We start from the raw sequence: 20,661 nt of genomic DNA on the forward strand, positions 1-20,661 counted from the left end.
CTGTTTCTTGGGCTGCGATTTAAAGAGCGGGAGTATACCCGATTCAGTCGCACCTCCACCCCCTGGAGCCTTATGCCACGCTGCTTTTGGTGTACCGAAGATCCGCTGTACATGGCTTATCACGATCAGGAGTGGGGCACGCCGCTACGCGATGCGCAGGGTTTGTTCGAGTTGCTTTTGCTCGAAGGGTTCCAGGCCGGGCTGTCGTGGATCACCGTGCTGCGTAAACGCGAGCGCTACCGCGAGGTGTTGTACGGCTTCGACGTGCAGCGTGTGGCGCAGATGAGCGACGCCGAGATCGATGAACTGATGCTCGATCCGGGGATCATCCGCAACCGCCTCAAACTCAATGCCGCCCGACGCAATGCCCAGGCCTGGCTGGCGCTGGAGGACCCGGTGGCCTTCCTCTGGTCGTTCGTCGGCGATCGACCGATCATCAATCATTTCAAGGATCGCAGCGAAGTCCCGGCGATCACCCCCGAAGCGCTGGCGATGAGCAAAGCCCTGAAAAAGGCCGGCTTCACCTTCGTTGGCCCAACCATTTGCTACGCACTGATGCAGGCTTCGGGCATGGTCATGGATCACACTCAGGACTGCGACCGCTACGCGCAGCTGGTCAACGGCGGTTAGAATGGCCGCCTCGCGCACAGCAGAAAATCAGGAGTGACCTGTGGAAAAGTTTAAAGGCGCCTTGCTGGTAGGCGCTCTGCGGCTGTTTGCCCTGCTGCCATGGCGGGCCGTGCAGGCCGTGGGTTCGGCGATCGGCTGGATCATGTGGAAAACCCCCAACCGCTCCCGCGACGTGGTGCGGATCAACCTTTCCAAATGTTTTCCACAGATGGACCCAGCCGAGCGCGAGCGCCTGGTCGGCCAGAGCCTCAAAGACATCGGCAAGTCCCTGACCGAAAGTGCCTGCGCCTGGATCTGGCCGGCCCAGCGTTCCATCGATCTGGTGCGCGAAGTCGAAGGCCTCGACATCCTCAAGGATGCGCTGGCCTCGGGCAAAGGCGTGGTCGGCATCACCAGCCACTTGGGCAACTGGGAAGTGCTGAACCACTTCTATTGCAGCCAGTGCAAACCGATCATTTTCTACCGCCCGCCAAAGCTCAAGGCTGTGGATGAATTGCTGCGCAAGCAACGCGTGCAACTGGGCAATAAAGTCGCTGCCTCCACCAAGGAAGGCATCCTCAGCGTCATCAAGGAAGTGCGCAAAGGTGGTGCAGTGGGCATTCCGGCTGACCCGGAACCGGCCGAATCCGCGGGGATCTTCGTACCGTTCTTCGCCACCCAGGCGCTGACCAGTAAATTCGTGCCGAACATGCTCGCCGGCGGCAAAGCGGTCGGCGTGTTCCTGCACGCCCTGCGCCTGCCGGACGGTTCCGGCTACAAAGTGATCCTCGAAGCGGCGCCAGAAGCCATGTACAGCACCGATACCGAGGAATCCTGCGCGGCCATGAGCAAGGTGGTCGAGCGTTACGTCGCGGCGTATCCGAGTCAGTACATGTGGAGCATGAAGCGCTTCAAGAAACGTCCGCCGGGCGAAGCGCGCTGGTACTGAGCAAGTTGGCACACTCTGTGGATAACCCGTAGGAGCTGCCGCAGGCTGAGATCTTTTGATCTTGCTTCTGCGGCTTATCCACAACCCCGTTCATTCAAGGGCGCATAAAGATGTCCGAACAACGCAAATCCTTCCGCATCAAGATCACCCACGACAGCTTCGGCGAATGCCTCGGGCAGACGCGCAACCTGTCGGCTACCGGCGTGTATGTGCAGCATCCGCGCTTGGCTTCACTGCCCAAAGGCGCTGTGGTTTATGGTCAGGTGCAGGGTTTACCCACCGGCGCGCCACGGGTGCGAATGGAAGTGGTGACGGTGGATGCCGAGGGCATCGGCCTGCGTTATCTCTAGCCTATTGCCTGTCGGTCGAGTTTCTTCAGAAACACCGTCATTTCCTTTTCGGCCTGCTTGTCGCCATGGGCGCGGGCGGCTTCCAGACCCTGTTCCCACGCCTGACGTGCGGCGGCGTGATCGCCCAGTGCGAGTTGCGCCTTGCCCAATAGCTTCCACGCCGCCGAATACTTCGGATCGAAACCGACACAGCGCTGGAAATGCTCGGCTGCCTTGGCGTTCTCTCCCAAATCCAGATAACCCTTGCCCAGGCCAAAGCGCAGCAATGAGTTATCCACACCCTTGGCGAGCATTTTTTCCAAGGATTCGAGCATCGGTGGGTTCCTTTTCTGTGGAGTGTCAGGTGTTGATCGGTGTCAGTTACACCGCTTTCGCGAGCAGGCTCGCTCCCACAGGGGAAACGCATTCCAAATGTGGGAGCTAGCCTGCTCGCGAAGGGGCCAGTGCCGTCAGCGCAAAACTCAGAAGAAGCTCAAACCCACATGAAACAGCTTCTCCACATCGCGAATATGCTTTTTATCCACAAGGAACAGAATCACATGGTCGCCGGTTTCGATCACCGTATCGTCGTGGGCGATGATCACTTCTTCGTTGCGGATGATCGCGCCAATCGTGCTGCCCGGCGGCAGGCCGATTTTCTCGATCGGCCGGCCGATGACCTTGCTCGACTTCGCATCGCCGTGGGCAATCGCCTCGATGGCCTCCGCCGCGCCCCGGCGCAGTGAGTGCACGCTGACGATATCGCCACGGCGTACGTGGGCCAGCAAGGTGCCGATGGTCGCCAGTTGCGGGCTGATGGCGATGTCTATGTCGCCGCCCTGGATCAGATCGACGTAAGCCGGGTTGTTGATGATCGTCATCACCTTCTTCGCGCCCAGGCGCTTGGCCAGCAGCGACGACATGATGTTGGCTTCGTCATCGTTGGTCAGCGCAAGGAAGATGTCGGCGTCGGCAATGTTCTCTTCCAGCAGCAGATCACGGTCCGACGCACTGCCCTGCAGCACCACGGTGCTGTCGAGGGTGTCGGAGAGATAGCGGCAGCGGGCCGGGTTCATCTCGATGATCTTCACCTGGTAGCGGCTTTCGATGGCCTCGGCCAGACGCTCGCCGATCTGCCCGCCACCGGCAATCACGATGCGCTTGTAGGTTTCGTCGAGACGGCGCATTTCGCTCATAACCGCGCGAATATTCTCACGGGCGGCGATGAAGAAGACTTCGTCATCGGCCTCGATCACCGTATCGCCCTGCGGCAGGATCGGTCGGTCGCGGCGGAAAATCGCCGCGACCCGGGTTTCGACATTCGGCATGTGCTCGCGCAATTGGCGCAATTGCTGACCCACCAGCGGCCCGCCGTAATAGGCGCGCACCGCCACCAGTTGTGCCTGACCTTCGGCGAAGTCGATCACTTGCAGCGCGCCCGGATGCTGAATCAGACGCTTGATGTAGTTGGTCACCACCTGCTCGGGGCTGATCAGCACGTCGACCGGAATCGCTTCGTTCTGGAACAGCTGTTCTTCGCGATTGAGGTAGGACGCTTCGCGCACCCGGGCGATTTTGGTCGGGGTGTGGAACAGGGTGTGCGCGACCTGGCAGGCGACCATGTTGGTCTCGTCGCTGTTGGTCACCGCCACCAGCATATCGGCATCGTCGGCGCCGGCCTGACGCAGCACCGACGGCAGCGAGCCGCGGCCCTGAATGGTGCGGATGTCGAGACGGTCGCCGAGGTCGCGCAGGCGTTCGCCATCGGTGTCGACCACGGTGATGTCGTTGGCTTCGCTCGCCAGGTGTTCAGCCAGCGAACCGCCGACCTGTCCCGCACCGAGGATGATGATTTTCATCCAGTCACTCCGTTGAATCCGTTTAGCCGCGCGCGGCAGCGATCTTGATCAGCTTGGCGTAGTAGAACCCGTCATGCCCTCCCTGCTGGGCCAGCAATTGGCGACCATGGGGCTGTTTGATCCCGGCCGTGGTGGCCAGGTCGAGTTCGCGGGCACCGGGCGTGCGCTCAAGGAACGCGGCGATGACTTCGGTGTTCTCGGTCGGCAAGGTCGAGCAAGTGGCGTAGAGCAGGATGCCGCCGACTTCGAGGGTTTTCCACAGGGCGTCGAGCAGTTCGCCTTGCAGTTGCGCGAGGGCAACGATGTCGTCCGGCTGACGGGTCAGCTTGATGTCCGGGTGGCGGCGGATCACGCCGGTGGCCGAGCATGGCGCGTCGAGCAGGATGCGCTGGAACGGTTTGCCGTCCCACCACGCGGCGGTATCGCGGCCGTCGGCAGCGATCAGTTCGGCGCTCAGCCCCAGCCGCTCAAGGTTCTCCTTCACCCGCACCAGCCGCTTGGCTTCCAGATCCACCGCCACCACGCCGGCCAGCGCCGGTTCGGCTTCTAGGATGTGGCAGGTCTTGCCGCCGGGGGCGCAGCAGGCGTCGAGCACCCGTTGGCCCGGGGCCAGATCGAGCAGATCGGCGGCCAGTTGCGCCGCTTCGTCCTGCACGCTGATCCAGCCTTCGGCAAAACCCGGCAGGCTGCGCACGTCGGTGGCGGCTTCAAGGACGATGCCGTCGCGGCTGTAAACACACGGCGTGGCAGCGATGCCGGCCTCGCTGAGCAAGCCGAGGTAGGCGTCGCGGCTGTGATAGCGGCGGTTGACCCGCAGGATCATCGGCGGGTGCGCGTTATTTGCCGCGCAGATCGCTTCCCATTGCTCCGGCCAGAAGGCTTTCAGGGATTTTTGCAGCCAGCGTGGGTGGGCGGTGCGTACCACCGGATCGCGCTCCAGCTCGGCAAAAATCGTCTCGCTTTCGCGCTGGGCATTGCGCAGCACGGCGTTGAGCAGACCCTTGGCCCACGGCTTTTTCAGCTTGTCGGCGCAACCGACGGTTTCGCCGATGGCCGCGTGCGGCGGCACGCGGGTGTAGAGCAATTGATAGAGACCGACCAGCAGCAGCGCCTCGACATCGGCGTCGGCAGTTTTGAACGGTTTCTGCAAAAGTTTTTCCGCCAGCGCCGACAGCCGTGGCTGCCAGCGCGCGGTGCCGAACGCCAGATCCTGGGTGAAACCGCGATCACGGTCCTCGACCTTGTCCAGTTGCGCCGGCAGGGAGCTGTTCAGCGAAGCCTTGCCGCTGAGCACGGCGGCGAGTGCCTTGGCGGCAGCCAGACGCGGGTTCATTGCGCGTCCACCACGGCGCCGAGCACGGTGCCAACGGCAAATTTCTCGCGGCGGCTGTTGAACAGGTCGCTGAAGTTCAGCGCCTTGCCGCCGGGCAGTTGCAGGCGGGTCAGGCACAGCGCCTGTTCACCGCAGGCGACGATCAGGCCGTCCTTGCTGGCGCTGAGGATTTCTCCCGGTGCGCCTTTGCCGTCAGCCAGTGTCGCGGCCAATACCTTCAGCGCTTCACCGTTGAGGGTGCTGTGGGTAATCGGCCAGGGATTGAAGGCGCGTACCAGACGCTCAAGTTCAACCGCCGGACGGCGCCAGGCGAGGCGCGCTTCATCCTTGTTCAGTTTGTGGGCGTAGGTGGCGAGCTCATCGTTCTGCACTTCGCCTTCGAGGGTTCCGGCGGCCAGGCCGGCAATCGCCTGGACCACGGCGGGCGGACCCATTTCGGCGAGGCGGTCGTGCAGCGTGCCGCCCGTGTCGTCGGCGCTGATCGGGGTCACGACCTTGAGCAGCATCGGCCCGGTGTCGAGGCCGGCTTCCATGCGCATCACGGTCACGCCGCTTTCGGCATCACCGTGTTCCACGGCGCGCTGGATCGGCGCCGCACCGCGCCAGCGCGGCAACAGCGAGGCGTGGCTGTTGATGCAGCCCAGACGCGGAATATCCAGCACCGCTTGCGGCAGGATCAGGCCGTAGGCGACCACCACCAGCAAGTCCGGTTTCAGCGCGGCGAGCTCGGCTTGAGCATCTGCGTTGCGCAGGGTCGGCGGCTGCAACACCTGGATATTATTTTCCAGGGCCAACTGTTTGACCGGGCTCGGCATCAGTTTTTGCCCGCGACCGGCCGGACGATCCGGTTGGGTGTAGACCGCAACGATCTCGTAAGGGCTGTTCAGCAGGGCCTTGAGGTGTTCGGCGGCGAATTCCGGGGTGCCGGCAAAAACGATGCGCAATGGCTCAGTCATGAAGGGAATCTCATAAAAAGAAAAAGGCTTGCCGCAGCAAGCCTTTGAAGGAGGGCATCAAGCGTTCTGGCGATGCAGCTTTTCCAGTTTCTTCTTGATCCGGTCGCGTTTGAGCGTGGACAGGTAATCGACGAACAACTTGCCGTTGAGGTGGTCGCATTCGTGCTGGATGCACACCGCGAGCAGGCCTTCGGCGATCAGTTCGTAAGGCTGGCCGTCGCGGTCCAGCGCTTTGATTTTGACCTTCTGCGGGCGGTCGACGTTTTCGTAGAAGCCCGGCACCGAGAGGCAGCCTTCCTGGTACTGATCCATCTCGTCAGTCAGCGATTCGAACTCGGGGTTGATGAACACCCGGGGTTCGGTGCGGTCTTCGGAAAGGTCCATCACGACGATACGTTTGTGCACGTTGACCTGGGTCGCGGCGAGGCCGATGCCCGGCGCTTCATACATTGTTTCAAACATGTCATCGACCAACTGACGCACTTCGTCGTCCACTACAGCCACTGGCTTGGCGATAGTACGCAGACGCGGGTCCGGAAATTCGAGGATGTTTAAAATGGCCATAGGCTGATTGCTGCACGTATTGAGTAAAGTCGGGTCGATGGCCTGGCAGGTCCGAAGATGCAGGCTACCGTTGTGAAGCGTAGCTAATGCAATTTGCAGTAGCGAGCCACGGGGGCTCTGACGGTTCACGCGAACGCACATGATAAAGGGATTCGCTGCATGAGGAAAACACTACTCGCCCTGCTGCTTCTGGCTTCGGCCGCGGCTGCGCAAGGGCAAGTGCAACTCAGGGATGGTTTTCCACAGCAATACACGGTGGTTTCGGGAGACACCCTCTGGGACATTTCCGGCAAATACCTGCGCGAGCCCTGGCAATGGCCACAGCTGTGGCGGGCCAATCCGCAAATTGAAAACCCCAACCTGATCTACCCCGGCGACACGCTGACGCTCCGTTACGTCAACGGCCAGCCGCAGCTGACCCTCAATCGCGGCGAGTCACGGGGCACCATCAAGCTGTCGCCGCGCATCCGCACCAGCCCGGTGGCCGAGGCGATACCCAGCATTCCGCTGAAATCAATCAACAGTTTCCTGCTGAGCAACCGCATCGTCGACAAGGTCGAGGACTTCGACAAGGCGCCGTATATCGTCGCCGGCGATGCCGAGCGCGTGTTGAGTGGCACTGGCGACCGGATCTTCGCCCGGGGCCACTTCGATCCGAATCAACCGGTGTACGGCATCTTCCGCCAGGGCAAGGTCTACACCGACCCGCAGACCAAGGAGTTTCTCGGGATCAACGCCGACGATATCGGTGGCGGTGAAATCGTCGCCACCGAAGGCGACGTCGCCACCCTCGCCCTGCAACGCACCACCCAGGAAGTACGTTTGGGCGATCGTCTGTTCAGCGGCGAAGAGCGCTCGATCAATTCGACTTTCATGCCCAGCGCCCCGAGCACCAACATCAACGGCCTGATCATCGACGTGCCGCGCGGCGTCACGCAGATCGGCGTGATGGACGTGGTCACCCTGAACAAAGGCAAGCGCGACGGTCTGGCCGAAGGCAATGTGCTGGTGGTGATGAAAACCGGGGAAACCGTGCGCGACCGGGTCACCGGCCAGCCGCTGAAAATTCCCGATGAACGGGCCGGTCTGCTGATGGTGTTCCGCACCTACGACAAGCTCAGTTACGGCCTCGTACTCAACGCATCGCGCTCGCTGGCGGTGCTCGACAAGGTGCGAAATCCTTAGCTGGCTTCACAAGTTACCAACAGAGTTATCCACAGCTTGTTCCGAATGGTTCGGGACTTATAACGATCAAGGATGATCCACGATGCTGTCTGCCTGTACGCCGGTTTCCCCTGCGGAACTGGAAGCGCGTTTGCGCCTGCACCGCCTGCCGGATATCGGTCCGAAACGTTTTGCCAAACTGCTTGAAGCCTTCGGCTCGGCGTCAAAAGCCCTGAGCGCGCCGGCCAGTGCCTGGCGTGCGCTGGGGTTGCCGGCGGCGTCGGCCGAGGCTCGGCGCAGCCCGCAAGTGCGCGACGGCGCCAGCCATGCATTGCGCTGGCTAGAGCGGCCCGGCCAGCATCTATTGATGTTGGACCAGGCGGATTATCCGGCGCTGCTGGCGCAGATCCCTGACCCGCCCCCGCTGTTGTTCGTCGCCGGAGATCCGCTGATTCTGGAAAAACCGCAACTGGCGATGGTCGGCAGTCGCAGTGCTTCACGTCCGGGAATGGACACCGCCGCCGCGTTTTCCCGCAGCCTCGCCGGGGCCGGTTTCGTCATCACCAGTGGCTTGGCGCTGGGTATCGATGCGGCTGCGCATCAAGCGGCTCTGGATGTCGGCGGGCAAACCGTCGGCGTACTCGGCACCGGCCTGGAAAAGTTTTATCCACAGCGCAATCGTCGACTGGCCGACGCGATGATTGCCTCGGGCAGCGCAGTGGTTTCTGAGTTTCCACTGGACGCCGGGCCGACGGCGAGCAACTTCCCCAGGCGCAACCGGATCATCAGCGGTTTGTCTCTCGGCGTGCTGGTGGTCGAGGCGAGTGTCGCCAGCGGTTCACTGATCACCGCTCGGCTGGCGGCGGAACAGGGCCGCGAGGTGTATGCGATTCCCGGTTCGATCCATCACCCCGGTGCGCGCGGCTGCCATCAGTTGATCCGCGACGGCGCGGTGCTGGTGGAAACCATCGAACACATTCTCGAAGCCCTGCGCGGCTGGCAGCATTTGCCGTTATCCACAGACCCGCCGGATTCCGCGCATCCCTTGCTTGATCTGCTGCACGCCGCGCCGCACACCAGCGAAGCCTTGGTCGAGAGCAGCGGCTGGGCGTTGCCCAAAGTCCTCGCGGCGCTCACCGAGCTGGAAATGGACGGCCGCGCAGTGTGTGAAAACGGTCGCTGGCTGGCGAGGACACGCTAGGTTTTACAGGGAAGATCGGTAAACTGCGCAAAACCTGTTTTCGGAGAGTTTTTTCATGGTCAACAGTTGGCGTGTGCAACAAGCCGCACGAGAGATTCGCGCCGGGGCGGTGATTGCCTATCCAACCGAAGCCGTCTGGGGGCTGGGTTGCGACCCGTGGAACGAAGAGGCAGTGGATCGTCTGTTGGCGATCAAGAACCGTTCGGTGGACAAGGGCCTGATCCTGGTCGCCGACAACATCCGCCAATTCGACTTCCTGTTCGAAGACTTCCCGCAGGAGTGGATCGACCGCATGGCCAGCACCTGGCCGGGGCCGAACACCTGGCTGGTGCCGCATCAGAACCTGTTGCCGGAATGGGTGACGGGCGTGCATGACACGGTGGCGCTGCGGGTCAGCGATCACCCGCAGGTGCGGGATCTGTGCTCGATGGTCGGGCCGCTGATTTCCACCTCGGCCAACCCGCAGGGGCGGCCGGCGGCGCGCACGCGGTTGCGCGTCGAGCAGTATTTCCGTGGGCAGATCGACCTGATTCTTGGCGGTCAACTGGGTGGGCGCAAGAACCCCAGCGTGATTCGCGATCTGGCAACCGGCAAGGTCATTCGTCCCGACTGATCCTGCGTCGAAAACCTTTACCGTGAGTCTTCCTCGCCTTGATGGTGAGGAGGACTACGCGCGCCTGCGATTTATCCTGCAATGACGCCGGTTTCCCTGTCGGAAAAGTCGCCAAGTCCCCGGATTCATTGGCTTTTCCCACTTGATTATCAGACTTTCTGGTGTGGCGGAATCGGTAAAAGCAACCATCCTTTCCCTGCACTCGAAACACTTCGATAAGTTAAGGTCTGCGGAGAAAGAATGGACACTACCAATTTGCAACTCACGGATTACCTGCAGGCGCTTCAGGTGACGTTGAAGAGTCACCATGAGGGTTGTCGCATCGTGATGCTTGAGGCAGGGGCGGATACTCAGGAGTTCGACCGGTTTATCGATCGGCAATTTCGGCTTCGGTTGCAGCATTACATGCTGACTTCACGGGCGCGGATGCTCGAAACCAGACTGGCGATAAAGTCGCGCAGTACCCATTTCCTGCTGTATCGGCACGATCAACTGTTGGCGGTATTGAGAGCGACTCCGGCACCGTTCGAGTGGGTATCGCTGGCGCAGCAACACGTTTCTCCCACAGTAGCGCTGTCGCGCCATGTCGAATTCAGTCGATTGATGTCGTACACACCCAATCAGTTGCCCATTGCGGTCAACGGTCTGCTGGCGGCCGCTACCGAGTGGGCCATTAAACGCGGTTATAACGGGGTAACCGCGTTGTGCAGATCGCAACAGCTGCGCTTCTACCAGCGCTTCGGCCTGATGCCGATCGCTTCCAATGCCCTGCATATCGACCAGCGCGCACGCGGCGATTACTGGGTGCTGTCAGCCGAGTGGCGGCAAATTCTCGCGGCGGTCCAACCGCCTGATCCGGCGGTTGGCCACGTGGTGCAGAAACCGTTGGAGTGTCATCTGCCGAGGTGTTGAACGCGTTCGAACTGACTTGCCAGCCGTGGGTTCGCAACCCTGACTGGCAAGACGTCGAAGGTTTGTCAGGGCAGCAGGATGGTCGAGCCGGTGGTACGCCGGGCCGACAATTCGGTCTGCGCCTTCGCCGCATCAGCCAGTGGATAGCGCTGGCTGATGCTCACCTTGAGCTTGCCGCTGATGATCATCTCGAACAGCTCGTCGGCCATGCGCTGCAGGTTCTCGGCGTTGTTGGCGTAGGTCGCCAGGGTCGGGCGGGTCACGTACAGCGAGCCCTTGGCCGAAAGAATCCCCAGATTCACCCCGTCCACCGCACCGGAGGCGTTGCCGAAACTCACCACCAGCCCACGCGGCGACACACTGTCGAGCGAGGTCAGCCAGGTGTCTTTGCCGACGCCGTCGTACACCACCGGGACTTTCTTGCCATCGGTCAGCTCCAGCACGCGCTGTGCCACGTTTTCGTGGCTGTAATCGATGGTTGCCCAGGCACCGTTGGCTTTGGCCAGTTCGGCTTTTTCCTTCGAGCTGACCGTGCCGATCAACTTCACGCCCAGTGCCTTGGCCCATTGGCAGGCCAATGAACCGACACCCCCGGCAGCGGCGTGGAACAGAATGGTTTCGCCGCCCTTGAGCTCATAGGTCTGGCGCAGCAGGTACTGCACGGTCAGGCCCTTGAGCATGACCCCGGCTGCGGTCTCGAAGCTGATTTCGTCCGGCAGCTTCACCAGATTGGCTTCGGGCAGGGTGTGCAACTGGCTGTAGGCGCCCAACGGGCCGCTGCCATATGCCACGCGATCACCGACCTTGAACCGGGTGACGTCGCTGCCCACCGCATCGACGATGCCGGCGCCTTCAGCGCCGAGGCCGGACGGCAAGGCTGGCGGGGCATACAGACCGCTGCGGTAATAGGTGTCGATGAAGTTCAGGCCGATCGCCTTGTTCGCCACCCGCACCTGATTCGGGCCGGGCGCGGCGGGTTCGTAGTTAACAAACTCGAGCACTTCGGGACCGCCGTGGGCGCGGAACTGGATACGCTTTGCCATCTGCCTGCTCTCCTTGGGTCGTTTGTAAGCCCCCTATCCAACTCCCCTGCTTGATCTTCGTCAACTGCGGCGCGCAGGTTTGCGGTGTTATGCTACGCGCCCATTTGCGCCGCCCCCTGCCTGCGGGGCGCCCGCGTAGTTATGCCCGATTCAAGGTGAAGCCATGACGACCCGCACCGACGCCGTAAAGGCCTATCTGCTCGATTTGCAAGACCGCATCTGTGCCGCGCTGGAAACCGAGGACGGCGGCACGCGCTTCGTCGAAGACGCCTGGACCCGGCCTGCCGGTGGTGGCGGTCGTACCCGCGTGATCGAAAACGGTATGGTGATCGAAAAGGGCGGCGTCAACTTTTCCCACGTGTTCGGCAGCGGCCTGCCGCCGTCGGCCAGCGCCCATCGCCCGGAACTGGCCGGGCGCGGTTTCGAAGCCCTCGGCGTGTCGCTGGTGATTCACCCGCACAACCCGCATGTGCCGACGTCCCACGCCAACGTGCGCTTTTTCATCGCCGAGAAGGAAGGTGAAGAGCCGGTCTGGTGGTTCGGCGGCGGCTTCGACCTGACCCCGTATTACGGCAACGAGGAAGACTGCATCCACTGGCACCGCGTCGCCGAACAGGCCTGCGCGCCTTTCGGGCCGGACGTCTATCCGCGTTACAAGGCCTGGTGCGACACCTATTTCCACATCAAGCATCGCCATGAACCGCGTGGCATCGGTGGCCTGTTTTTCGATGACCTGAACGAGTGGGACTTCGACACCAGTTTCGCCTTCATGCGCGCCATCGGTGATGCCTACATCGACGCTTACCTGCCCATCGTGCAGCGCCGCAAGCACGATGCGTTCACCGCACAGCAGCGTGAATTCCAGGAATTCCGCCGTGGCCGCTACGTCGAGTTCAACCTGGTCTACGACCGAGGCACCCTGTTCGGCCTGCAATCGGGCGGGCGTACCGAGTCGATCCTCATGTCGTTGCCGCCGCAAGTGCGCTGGGCCTATGACTTCAAGGCCGAGCCCGGCAGCGAAGAAGCGCGCCTGACCGACTACTTCCTGCAAGACCGCGACTGGCTGGCCCAGGCCTGAGGACTGCTGATGGATCGTTACGTCGTTTTCGGTAACCCGATCGGCCACAGCAAGTCGCCGATGATTCACAAACTGTTCGCCGAGCAGACCGGTCAGCGCCTCGACTACAGCACCCTGCTGGCGCCGCTTGACGACTTCAGTGCCTGCGCCATGGCGTTCTTCCAGGACGGTCGCGGCGCCAACGTCACGGTGCCGTTCAAGGAAGAGGCCTATCGCCTGGCGAACAGCCTGACCGCTCGCGCGCAGCGCGCTGGTGCGGTGAACACCTTGAGCAAACTGGTCGACGGTTCGCTGCTCGGCGACAACACCGACGGCGCCGGTCTGGTGCGCGACCTGACGGTGAATGCCGGTTTCAGCCTGACCGGCAAACGCATCCTGCTGCTCGGCGCTGGCGGCGCGGTGCGTGGCGCGCTGGAGCCGTTGCTGGCGGAGAAGCCGGCATCGGTGATTATCGCCAACCGCACGGTGGACAAGGCCGAGCTGCTGGCCGAGCTGTTCTGTGATCTGGGGCCGGTGTCGGCCAGTGGTTTCGACTGGTTGCAGGAGCCGGTGGACGTGATCATCAACGCCACCTCCGCCAGCCTCACCGGCGACGTGCCGCCGATTGCCGCGAGCCTGATCGAGCCGGGCCAGACCCTGTGCTACGACATGATGTACGGCAAAGAGCCGACCGCATTCTGCCGTTGGGCCAGCGAGCATGGCGCGGCGGTATCGATGGATGGTCTGGGGATGCTGGCTGAACAGGCGGCCGAGGCGTTTTTCCTGTGGCGCGGGGTGCGTCCGGATACGGCGCCGGTACTGGCGGAACTACGCCGCCAGTTGGCCCTTTAAAAGCTTCGCGAGCAAGCCCGCTCCCACATTGGAATGCGATCAAATGTGGGAGCGGGCTTGCTCGCGAATGGCCGCACCGCCGATCCTGGATCAATCCTCAAACCGGATCGGGCATTTCTCCGCCCCTTCCAGCTTCCGCAACTCCTCCACCACCTGCGGCCGCGCCCGGCGCAGGGTCAGGCTGCGATCCTGACGCAGCAGGCGCCGCGCCTCCTGATGCAGCATCTCCACCCCCGAATAATCGATGAAGTTGATCTGCTGCGCCTCGATCACCACCCGCGTACCGTGCAGCCGTTGCAGGCGCACTTGCAGGTAATGGCTGGCGCCGAAGAAGATCGAGCCGCCGACCCGCAGCACGTCCTCCTCACCTTCGCGCGAATGCTGCACTCGCGGTTGCGAAGTGCGCTTGAGGTAGAAGAACAGCGACGCCAGCACCCCGGCATAGATCGCGGTCTGCAGTTCCAGTAGCAGCGTGGCGAGGCAGGTCAGCGCCATGACCACGAACTCGGCACGGCTGACCCGCAGCAACGAACGAATCCCGCGATGATCCACCAGCCCCCAGGCGATCAGTAGAATGCTCCCGGCCATCGCCGGAATCGGAATGTGTGAAATCAGCCCGGCGCCGAAAATCGCGAACAGCGCGACCCAGATCGCCGAAAACACCCCGGCCAGCGGCGAACAGGCGCCCGCCTCGTAACTCAGGCCTGAGCGGGTGAACGAACCGGCGGAGAGCGATCCGGAAAAGAACGCCCCGACAATATTCGACAAGCCCTGTGCGCGGACTTCCTGGTTGGCATCAAGCAACTGCTGCGAACGTGCAGCAATCGAACGGGCAATCGACAGGCTAGTGACCAGACCGAGCATGCCTACCGCCACCGCGCTCGGCAGCAAGCGCAGCACCAGATCGAGATCCAGCGGCAGCGCACTGAACGGTGGCAGGCGTCCGACAAAGGCGCTGACCAGATGCACGTGGCCGAACATCGCCGGCCATAACCACACCACTGCGCTGCCCAGCACCAGCGTTATCAACAGAGTCGGCCAGCGCGGCAGCAGTTGTCTGAGGACAAAACCGACCAGCACCGTGGCCACACCCAACACCAGTGATGGGTTATCCACAGCCCGCAGGTGTTGCAGCAGGTCCATCAGACTGGCCAGCGCCGTGGCTTTCGCCGGCAGATCCAGCCCCAGCAGATTCGGCAACTGGCCGATGGCAATCACCACCGCCGCGCCGAGGGTGAAGCCGAGCACCACCGAGTGCGAGACGAAATTCACCAGTGCACCGAAGCGCAGCAGGCCGAGCAGCCACTGGAAAATCCCCGCCAGGAAGCTCAGCAGCAGGATCAGCGTGATGTAGTCCTGGGATGCGGGAACGGCCAAAGGACTGACACTGGCGTAGAGCACAATCGAAATTGCTGCAGTCGGGCCGCAGATCAGATGCCACGACGACCCCCACAGGCAGGCGATCAGCACCGGGATGATCGCCGCATAGAGGCCGTATTCCGGCGGCAGGCCGGCGATCAGTGCGTAGGCGATCGACTGCGGCAACGCGAGAATCGCACCGCTCAGGCCAACGACCAGATCCCGGCCGACGCTGGCGCGGGTTTGCCGGGGCAGCCAGGTCAGGAAGGGAAAGAGTGAATGGCGACTTGGCAGGGCCATGGGTCCTCGCGGTGTGTGGGTTTATGCAAGGTTATCAGGACGCGCCAATTACTGTGGTGAGGGGATTTATCCCCGATGGGCTGCGAAGCGGCCCCAAAACCGACGGTCTCGGTGAGTCAGGTATACCGAGTGCATAGACTTTGCGACTGCTGCGCAGCCGATCGGGGATAAATCCCCTCGCCACGAGTAAGTTGTCGTCAAGTAGAAAGCGTCAGAGCTTGGCCTTCACCGCAGGCAACGCATCCTTGCCATCCACGGTCTTCACCCCCTCCAGCCACTTGTCCAGCACCGCCGGATTGGCCTTGATCCACGCCTTCACCGCATCGGCATTGCTGACTTTCTTGTTCACCACCTCAGCCATGATGCTGTTCTCCATGTCCTGGGTGAACGCCAGGTTGGTCAGCAACTTGCCCACATTCGGGCAGGCCTCGGCGTAGCCTTTGCGCGTCAGGGTGTAGACGCTGCCGGTGTCGCCGAAATACTTCTCGCCGCCCTTGAGGTAATGCATCTTCAGCTGCACGTTCATCGGGTGCGGGGTCCAGCCGAGGAAGGTGACGAATTTCTGCTTCTTCACTGCCCGCGACACTTCGGCGAGCATCGCCTGTTCGCTGGATTCGATCAGCTTCCACTGGCCGAGGTCGAAGTCGTTCTTCTTGATGATTTCCTGCAGCGAGATGTTCGCCGGTGCACCGGAGCCGATGCCGTAGATCTTCTTGTCGAATTTGTCTGCGTATTTGTTCAGGTCGGCAAAGTTATGCACACCGGCATCCCACACGTAGTCGGGCACCGCCAGGGTGAACTCGGTGCCGTCGAGGTTCTTCGCCAGTTGGGTGACGTCACCGGTGGCGACGAATTTGTCGTAGAAGCCTTGCTGCGCCGGCATCCAGTTACCAAGGAACACATCCACCTGACCGTCCTTCAAACCGCCGAAGGTGATCGGCACCGCGAGGGTGTCGACCTTGGCCTTGTAGCCCATGCCGTCCAGCAGAAACCCGGTGATGGCGTTGGTCGCGGCGATGTCGCTCCAGCCCGGGTCGGCCATTTTCACCGTTTCGCAGCTTTGCTCGGCAAATGCCGAGGCGCTGGCCAGAGCCAGCAGGCCAATCGTCAGTGCTGTGGATAACTTGCGCATGGACTTCCCCTTACATTATTGATTTTGGCAGGGTTGTGGATAACGGGCCTTGCGCTCCAGATCGTCGAGGTCGATGTGGTTGCGCATGTACTGCTGACTGGCGTCCACCAGCGGCTGGTGATCCCAGCTCTTCAGCTTGCCGATGGTCAGGGCATCGGCAACAAATCGGCGACGGCGCTGGCTGGCGAGCACCTCGCGGTGGATCGCCGGAATGTCCCACTTGGCCCGCGCTTCGGCGAGAAATTCGTCGAACAGCTGGCGATGTTGCGGCGACTGGCTGAGTTCTTCGAGTTCACGCGGATCGTTGTGCACGTCGAAGAGTAGGCACGGATCGCTTTCACTGTAGATAAATTTGTAGGCGCCGCGACGGATCATCATCAGCGGGCTAACCGTGCCTTCGGCCATGTATTCGCCGAACACTTCGTCATGACCGCCCTGCCCTTGCAGGTGTGATAACAGCGAACGGCCATCCAGCGGCAGACCCGGCTCCAGCGTGCCGCCGGCCAGTTCGACGAAGGTTGGCAACAGGTCGGCGGTGGACACTGCCGCGCTAACCCGGCCGGCAGCGAACTGCCCCGGCGCACTGATCAACAGCGGCACCCGCGCAGCCATCTCGAACCAGTGCATTTTGTACCAGAGGCCCTTCTCTCCCAGCATGTCACCGTGGTCGCCGGAGAACACGATGATGGTGTCATCGATCAGCCCGGTATCTTCGAGGGTTTGCAGAAGTTTGCCGACGTTGGCGTCGATATAGCTGCACGCGCCGAAGTAGGCACGCCGTGCATCGCGAATCTTATCCACAGGCAGCGGCTTGTCCCACAGGTCATAGACCTTGAACAGGCGCTGCGAGTGTGGATCGAGGGAATGTTGATCCGGGGTGCTCGGCAACGGGATGTCACCGTCGTCGTACAAATCCCAGAACGCCTTGGGAATCGTGTATGGGTCGTGTGGGTGCGTCATCGATACGGTCAGGCAGAACGGCTGATCGCCGTCCTCGCGAATGTGATCGAACAGGTATTGCTGGGCCTTGAACACCACCTCTTCATCGAAGTCGAGCTGGTTGGTGCGCACGCACGGCCCGGCCTGCAGCACCGACGACATGTTGTGATACCAGCTCGGGCGCACGTCCGGCTCGTCCCAGTTCACCGCCCAGCCGTAGTCGGCCGGGTAGATGTCGCTGGTCAGGCGCTCTTCATAACCGTGCAACTGATCCGGGCCGCAGAAATGCATCTTGCCCGACAGCGCGGTGCGGTAACCGAGGCGACGCAGGTAGTGGGCGTAGGTCGGAATATCGGCAGGGAAATCGGCGGCGTTGTCGTAGGCGCCGATCTTGCTCGGTAACTGGCCGCTGACCAGAGTGAAACGCGACGGCGCGCACAGCGGACTGTTGCAGTAAGCGGCATCGAACACCACGCCCTGAGCGGCGAGGCGCGAAAGATTCGGCAGTTTGATCGGCGACGGGCCGTAGATTGGCAACATTGGCGCGGCCATTTGATCGGCCATGATGAAAAGAATGTTCTTGCGCTTCATGTGATCGCGGCATTCCATAGTGAATATTTATGCGACATTGCTGCGATCGAGCATGGAGTCCATGCCCCGTCCGGTAAAGCCTGCGCCGGACAATGACTAGGATAAGCACAGCTTATGTATGACGCCCTCGGCAATCTGTCCCTCGACCTGTTGCGCGCATTCGAAGCGGCGGCGCGCCATCGCAGCTTTACCGCCGCCGCGGTGGAGCTGGGCACCACGCAACCGGCGATCAGCCAGCAGATCAAGCGTCTGGAAGAACAACTGGGCGCACGGCTGTTTGACCGGATATACCGCGGCATTGAACTGACCGAGGGCGGGGCGATTCTTTTCGAGCAGATTAAGCTCGGTTTGCAGCATATCGACGCAGGGTTGAGCGCGATCAGTACGCAACAGCAACATGAAGTATTGCAAGTCGCCACCGATTTCGCTTTCGCCGCCTACTGGCTGATGCCGCGCCTGCACCGCTTTCATGAAGCCAACCCGAACGTCGATGTCAGCCTGGTCACCAGCGAGCGCAACCACAACATGCTACGCACCGACATCGACGTGGCGGTGCTGTTTGGTGACGGCCGATTTAAACAGGGCGAGAGCCATTGGCTGTTCAGCGAAGAAGTGTTTCCAGTGTGCAGCCCGCAACTGCTCAAGGGCCGCACCCTGCCCTTGCCTGCTCAGACGTTGCTGGAGTTTCCATTGCTGCACTTGCGCGGGGAAAACAGCAGCAACTGGTTTGACTGGAGCGGTCTGTTTCGCGAACTGGGCATCAACACGCCGCCGGCGCCGGGGCAATTGCGTTTCGACAATTACACGCTGCTGATTCAAGCGGCGATTGGCGGCCAGGGTGTGGCCATCGGCTGGCGGCACCTTGTGGATAACTTGCTGACCCAGGGCTTGCTCTGTCGGCCTGTCGCCGAGACCACGTTGTCGCGCCTGGGTTATTACGTGGTGTTGCCGCAACGCAAACGCCGGGGGGCGTTGATTCAACAGTTTGTCGACTGGTTGATGGCCGAGCAGGCGAGCAGTGCCGAGTCCCTCGCCGGAGTGGCATTGCCGTCGATTGCGGTTTGAACATCAAAAACAACTCCCTGTAGGAGCTGCCGCAGGCTGCGATCTTTTACGTACCCGACGTCGCGACAAAATTCACATGCTGCCCCACATGCAGGTTCAGCCGCAGCTCATCGGCAATCCCCACCGCGACCCGGTTCAGCCGTTCCAGCGGCTCCGCCAGCCCCGGCTCAAGATTGCCGCCCACCTGACTGAAATGCTCAATGGTCAGCCCCGCCACCCCGTGCGGCGCATTCACCAGTGTCCACTGCAATGGGCTGCTTTGCAGGGCTTCGCGGATTTCTTCGGCGGCGTGGCGTTGCAGCCCGTCGTCCAGATCTGGCTCGTCGAGCACGGCAAAATTCCCCACCAGAAACAACCGTGACACGTTGGCCGCTTGCAAGCCGTCGACTAGCGCATCGACCGCTAAAACCTGTTCCACCGGGCCGAGCACCACGGACCTTTCCACATGGTCGCTGTTGAACGGCAGACCCGGTGCGTCCAACAAGCAGATCACTGCCGAGCTGCCCGCTACGCTCTGCTTGACCCGCTCGGCATCGAACAGATCGCCGCTTTTGGTGCGCAGGCCCGGACGTGGTGCGAGTACGTTCAAATCGTCGAGAATCGCGATGACTTCGTGCTGCCGTCGCAGCAATTCAGCCATCAACGCACCGCCCAGGCTGGCCATGGCACCATAGAGCACCACTTTCACCGTCGGGGTTTCGGCATTTTTCATGGCTGATTCCTTTTTGTTGTCCCTCGTATGGCGTGTGACACGCAGCCTGCGCCGAGGGTTCGAACCGATTCAGAGGCTTTCAGATGCACGCAATCAATGGCTATCACGCCCACGTCTATTTCGACGCTGACTCAATTGATCAGGCGCGCGCTTTGTGTGAACAGGCGGCGCAGTTGTTTCCTCTGAAGATGGGGCGCGTCCATGAGCGCCCGGTCGGCCCGCATCCGGACTGGAGCTGCCAGTTGGCTTTCGGCCCGGAGCTGATCGGTGAGGTGTTGCCGTGGCTGGCGCTCAATCGCAAGGGGCTGGTGGTGTTTTTGCACCCCGACACTGGCGATGACTTGCTCGATCACACCGAGCATGCGATCTGGATGGGCGCGATACGTCCGCTGGATCTGTCTATTTTCTGATCAAAGCGTTTCTTCAGGCTCGCCCGGCAGATGCTCGTCCAGATGCAGCCAGGGCAATTGGCTGTCGGTCCAGATATGCCGCTCGGCCGGCGCCCGCTCCGGGTGATCCAGCGTGGCGATGGTCACATCAATGCTCTCAGGGCTGAGCAATGTCGCCAGCGCCAGTTGCGCGCCACAGTGCGAACAGAAATACCGCGCGCAACTGCTCGACGAGTCATAGCGCGATGGCGTGCCGCTCAGCCACTGGAAGCTGGCCGCCGCCACGGTAATCCACGTGGTGACAATCCCACCGCTGACTTTGCGGCAGATCGAGCAGTGGCAGTGGGCAATGTCGTGCAACGGCCCGCTGAACTGATAGCGAATCTGTCCGCAGTGGCAGCCACCACTGTGCACTTCTTCCATGTCCGTGCCCTCCCGTCCCCGAAATGATTGACTCTAGCCGCATCCGACAGCCGGTTGGCCATTCGCCTGAAGCTTTCGTCAGCGAAAGGTAGCTGAAAGGTTGCCCGATTAGGATCGCCGCCACTACCGGCAACAGACCGGTTGGCCAACGCGTGTGATCGCTCGCATGTCAGGCCCAATTAACAACAACAATGGTGATTCTGATGTCCTCTGTAGCCCGCCTTCTCGCTGAAACTCCGCCCGTACGTCTCGTGCTTCCCGTTCTGCGCTGATCCCTTCCGATCCGCTCACTCAATTAGCCGCGCTACGC

22 protein-coding genes are annotated in these 20,661 nt (G+C 61.7%); 11 read left to right on the forward strand and 11 right to left on the reverse strand.

Annotated elements, in window-relative coordinates; genetic code table 11:
- Positions 1-72 precede the first annotated feature (72 nt).
- The 3 genes from ACOYXG_RS27185 (at position 73) to ACOYXG_RS27195 (ending at position 1,908) form a co-directional block, all read left to right on the forward strand.
- Complete coding sequence (locus ACOYXG_RS27185; RefSeq protein ID WP_027610277.1) at positions 73-630, forward strand: DNA-3-methyladenine glycosylase I; 558 nt, start codon at positions 73-75, stop codon at positions 628-630.
- Positions 631-670: 40 nt separating this feature from the next.
- Positions 671-1,558, forward strand: a complete 888-nt coding sequence (locus tag ACOYXG_RS27190; RefSeq protein ID WP_047596996.1) for a lysophospholipid acyltransferase — start codon at positions 671-673, stop codon at positions 1,556-1,558.
- A 110-nt stretch (positions 1,559-1,668) separates the two neighbouring features.
- On the forward strand, positions 1,669-1,908 hold the full coding sequence (locus ACOYXG_RS27195) for a PilZ domain-containing protein (RefSeq protein WP_095139782.1): 240 nt from the start codon (positions 1,669-1,671) through the stop codon (positions 1,906-1,908).
- Here the strand turns inward: ACOYXG_RS27195 and ACOYXG_RS27200 are convergent.
- From ACOYXG_RS27200 to def, 5 genes are all read right to left on the reverse strand, one after another.
- Positions 1,905-2,222 carry a tetratricopeptide repeat protein gene (locus tag ACOYXG_RS27200; protein ID WP_103367980.1) on the reverse strand — a complete coding sequence of 106 codons (318 nt, stop codon included), beginning with the start codon at positions 2,220-2,222 and terminating at the stop codon, positions 1,905-1,907. The two genes, ACOYXG_RS27195 and ACOYXG_RS27200, sit on opposite strands and share 4 nt — an antisense overlap.
- A gap of 147 nt (positions 2,223-2,369) precedes the next feature.
- Positions 2,370-3,746 (reverse strand): Trk system potassium transporter TrkA, encoded by a 1,377-nt coding sequence (gene trkA / locus ACOYXG_RS27205; protein WP_003220233.1) that lies wholly within the window; start codon positions 3,744-3,746, stop codon positions 2,370-2,372.
- Between the two features lie 22 nt (positions 3,747-3,768).
- Positions 3,769-5,079, reverse strand: coding sequence for a 16S rRNA (cytosine(967)-C(5))-methyltransferase RsmB (gene rsmB / locus ACOYXG_RS27210; protein ID WP_460355059.1), 1,311 nt, complete (start codon positions 5,077-5,079; stop codon positions 3,769-3,771).
- Positions 5,076-6,035, reverse strand: a complete 960-nt coding sequence (gene fmt / locus ACOYXG_RS27215) for a methionyl-tRNA formyltransferase (protein ID WP_460355061.1) — start codon at positions 6,033-6,035, stop codon at positions 5,076-5,078. The genes rsmB and fmt overlap by 4 nt, the downstream gene beginning before the upstream one ends.
- Before the next feature lie 57 nt (positions 6,036-6,092).
- Positions 6,093-6,599 (reverse strand): peptide deformylase, encoded by a 507-nt coding sequence (gene def, locus ACOYXG_RS27220; RefSeq protein ID WP_027610272.1) that lies wholly within the window; start codon positions 6,597-6,599, stop codon positions 6,093-6,095.
- 159 nt (positions 6,600-6,758) lie between these two features.
- Between def and ACOYXG_RS27225 the strand changes: the two genes are divergently transcribed.
- The 4 genes from ACOYXG_RS27225 (at position 6,759) to ACOYXG_RS27240 (ending at position 10,489) form a co-directional block, all read left to right on the forward strand.
- Positions 6,759-7,784 (forward strand): LysM peptidoglycan-binding domain-containing protein, encoded by a 1,026-nt coding sequence (locus tag ACOYXG_RS27225; RefSeq protein WP_139055031.1) that lies wholly within the window; start codon positions 6,759-6,761, stop codon positions 7,782-7,784.
- A gap of 82 nt (positions 7,785-7,866) precedes the next feature.
- Positions 7,867-8,964: a DNA-processing protein DprA gene (gene dprA / locus ACOYXG_RS27230; protein ID WP_460355064.1), complete on the forward strand. Its 1,098-nt coding sequence runs from the start codon at positions 7,867-7,869 to the stop codon at positions 8,962-8,964.
- A gap of 55 nt (positions 8,965-9,019) precedes the next feature.
- Positions 9,020-9,577, forward strand: coding sequence for an L-threonylcarbamoyladenylate synthase type 1 TsaC (locus ACOYXG_RS27235; protein WP_007962683.1), 558 nt, complete (start codon positions 9,020-9,022; stop codon positions 9,575-9,577).
- A 240-nt stretch (positions 9,578-9,817) separates the two neighbouring features.
- A complete protein-coding gene (locus tag ACOYXG_RS27240) occupies positions 9,818-10,489 on the forward strand; it encodes a hypothetical protein (protein WP_027610269.1) in 672 nt (223 codons plus the stop codon).
- Between the two features lie 65 nt (positions 10,490-10,554).
- On the opposite strand, the gene ACOYXG_RS27245 is transcribed toward ACOYXG_RS27240, so the two are convergent.
- Complete coding sequence (locus ACOYXG_RS27245; RefSeq protein WP_097090219.1) at positions 10,555-11,532, reverse strand: quinone oxidoreductase family protein; 978 nt, start codon at positions 11,530-11,532, stop codon at positions 10,555-10,557.
- 163 nt (positions 11,533-11,695) lie between these two features.
- Between ACOYXG_RS27245 and hemF the strand changes: the two genes are divergently transcribed.
- Both hemF and aroE read left to right on the forward strand, forming a co-directional pair.
- The gene (gene hemF / locus ACOYXG_RS27250; RefSeq protein WP_460355069.1) at positions 11,696-12,610 is read left to right on the forward strand and encodes an oxygen-dependent coproporphyrinogen oxidase; all 915 of its coding nucleotides are present in this window, start codon (positions 11,696-11,698) and stop codon (positions 12,608-12,610) included.
- Positions 12,611-12,619: 9 nt separating this feature from the next.
- Positions 12,620-13,441 carry a shikimate dehydrogenase gene (gene aroE / locus ACOYXG_RS27255; RefSeq protein ID WP_098966439.1) on the forward strand — a complete coding sequence of 274 codons (822 nt, stop codon included), beginning with the start codon at positions 12,620-12,622 and terminating at the stop codon, positions 13,439-13,441.
- 90 nt (positions 13,442-13,531) lie between these two features.
- Here aroE and ACOYXG_RS27260 read toward each other — a convergent pair whose 3' ends face one another.
- The 3 genes from ACOYXG_RS27260 to betC form a co-directional block, all read right to left on the reverse strand.
- On the reverse strand, positions 13,532-15,100 hold the full coding sequence (locus ACOYXG_RS27260) for a SulP family inorganic anion transporter (protein WP_460355072.1): 1,569 nt from the start codon (positions 15,098-15,100) through the stop codon (positions 13,532-13,534).
- Positions 15,101-15,311: 211 nt separating this feature from the next.
- Positions 15,312-16,232 (reverse strand): choline ABC transporter substrate-binding protein, encoded by a 921-nt coding sequence (choX, locus tag ACOYXG_RS27265; RefSeq protein WP_414888653.1) that lies wholly within the window; start codon positions 16,230-16,232, stop codon positions 15,312-15,314.
- A 15-nt stretch (positions 16,233-16,247) separates the two neighbouring features.
- Entirely contained in the window at positions 16,248-17,762 is a 1,515-nt protein-coding gene (betC, locus tag ACOYXG_RS27270; protein WP_414888652.1) for a choline-sulfatase, read from the reverse strand.
- A 114-nt stretch (positions 17,763-17,876) separates the two neighbouring features.
- Between betC and ACOYXG_RS27275 the strand changes: the two genes are divergently transcribed.
- Entirely contained in the window at positions 17,877-18,827 is a 951-nt protein-coding gene (locus tag ACOYXG_RS27275; RefSeq protein ID WP_097090213.1) for a choline sulfate utilization transcriptional regulator, read from the forward strand.
- A 46-nt stretch (positions 18,828-18,873) separates the two neighbouring features.
- Here the strand turns inward: ACOYXG_RS27275 and ACOYXG_RS27280 are convergent, their stop codons facing one another.
- A complete protein-coding gene (locus ACOYXG_RS27280; RefSeq protein ID WP_096797622.1) occupies positions 18,874-19,539 on the reverse strand; it encodes an NAD(P)-dependent oxidoreductase in 666 nt (221 codons plus the stop codon).
- Positions 19,540-19,622: 83 nt separating this feature from the next.
- Between ACOYXG_RS27280 and ACOYXG_RS27285 the strand changes: the two genes are divergently transcribed.
- Positions 19,623-19,949, forward strand: coding sequence for a DOPA 4,5-dioxygenase family protein (locus ACOYXG_RS27285; RefSeq protein ID WP_096797621.1), 327 nt, complete (start codon positions 19,623-19,625; stop codon positions 19,947-19,949).
- On the opposite strand, the gene ACOYXG_RS27290 is transcribed toward ACOYXG_RS27285, so the two are convergent.
- Positions 19,950-20,351: a GFA family protein gene (locus tag ACOYXG_RS27290; protein ID WP_097090211.1), complete on the reverse strand. Its 402-nt coding sequence runs from the start codon at positions 20,349-20,351 to the stop codon at positions 19,950-19,952.
- Positions 20,352-20,661 lie beyond the last annotated feature (310 nt).

The organism is Pseudomonas sp. G3-39, assembly GCF_054790485.1.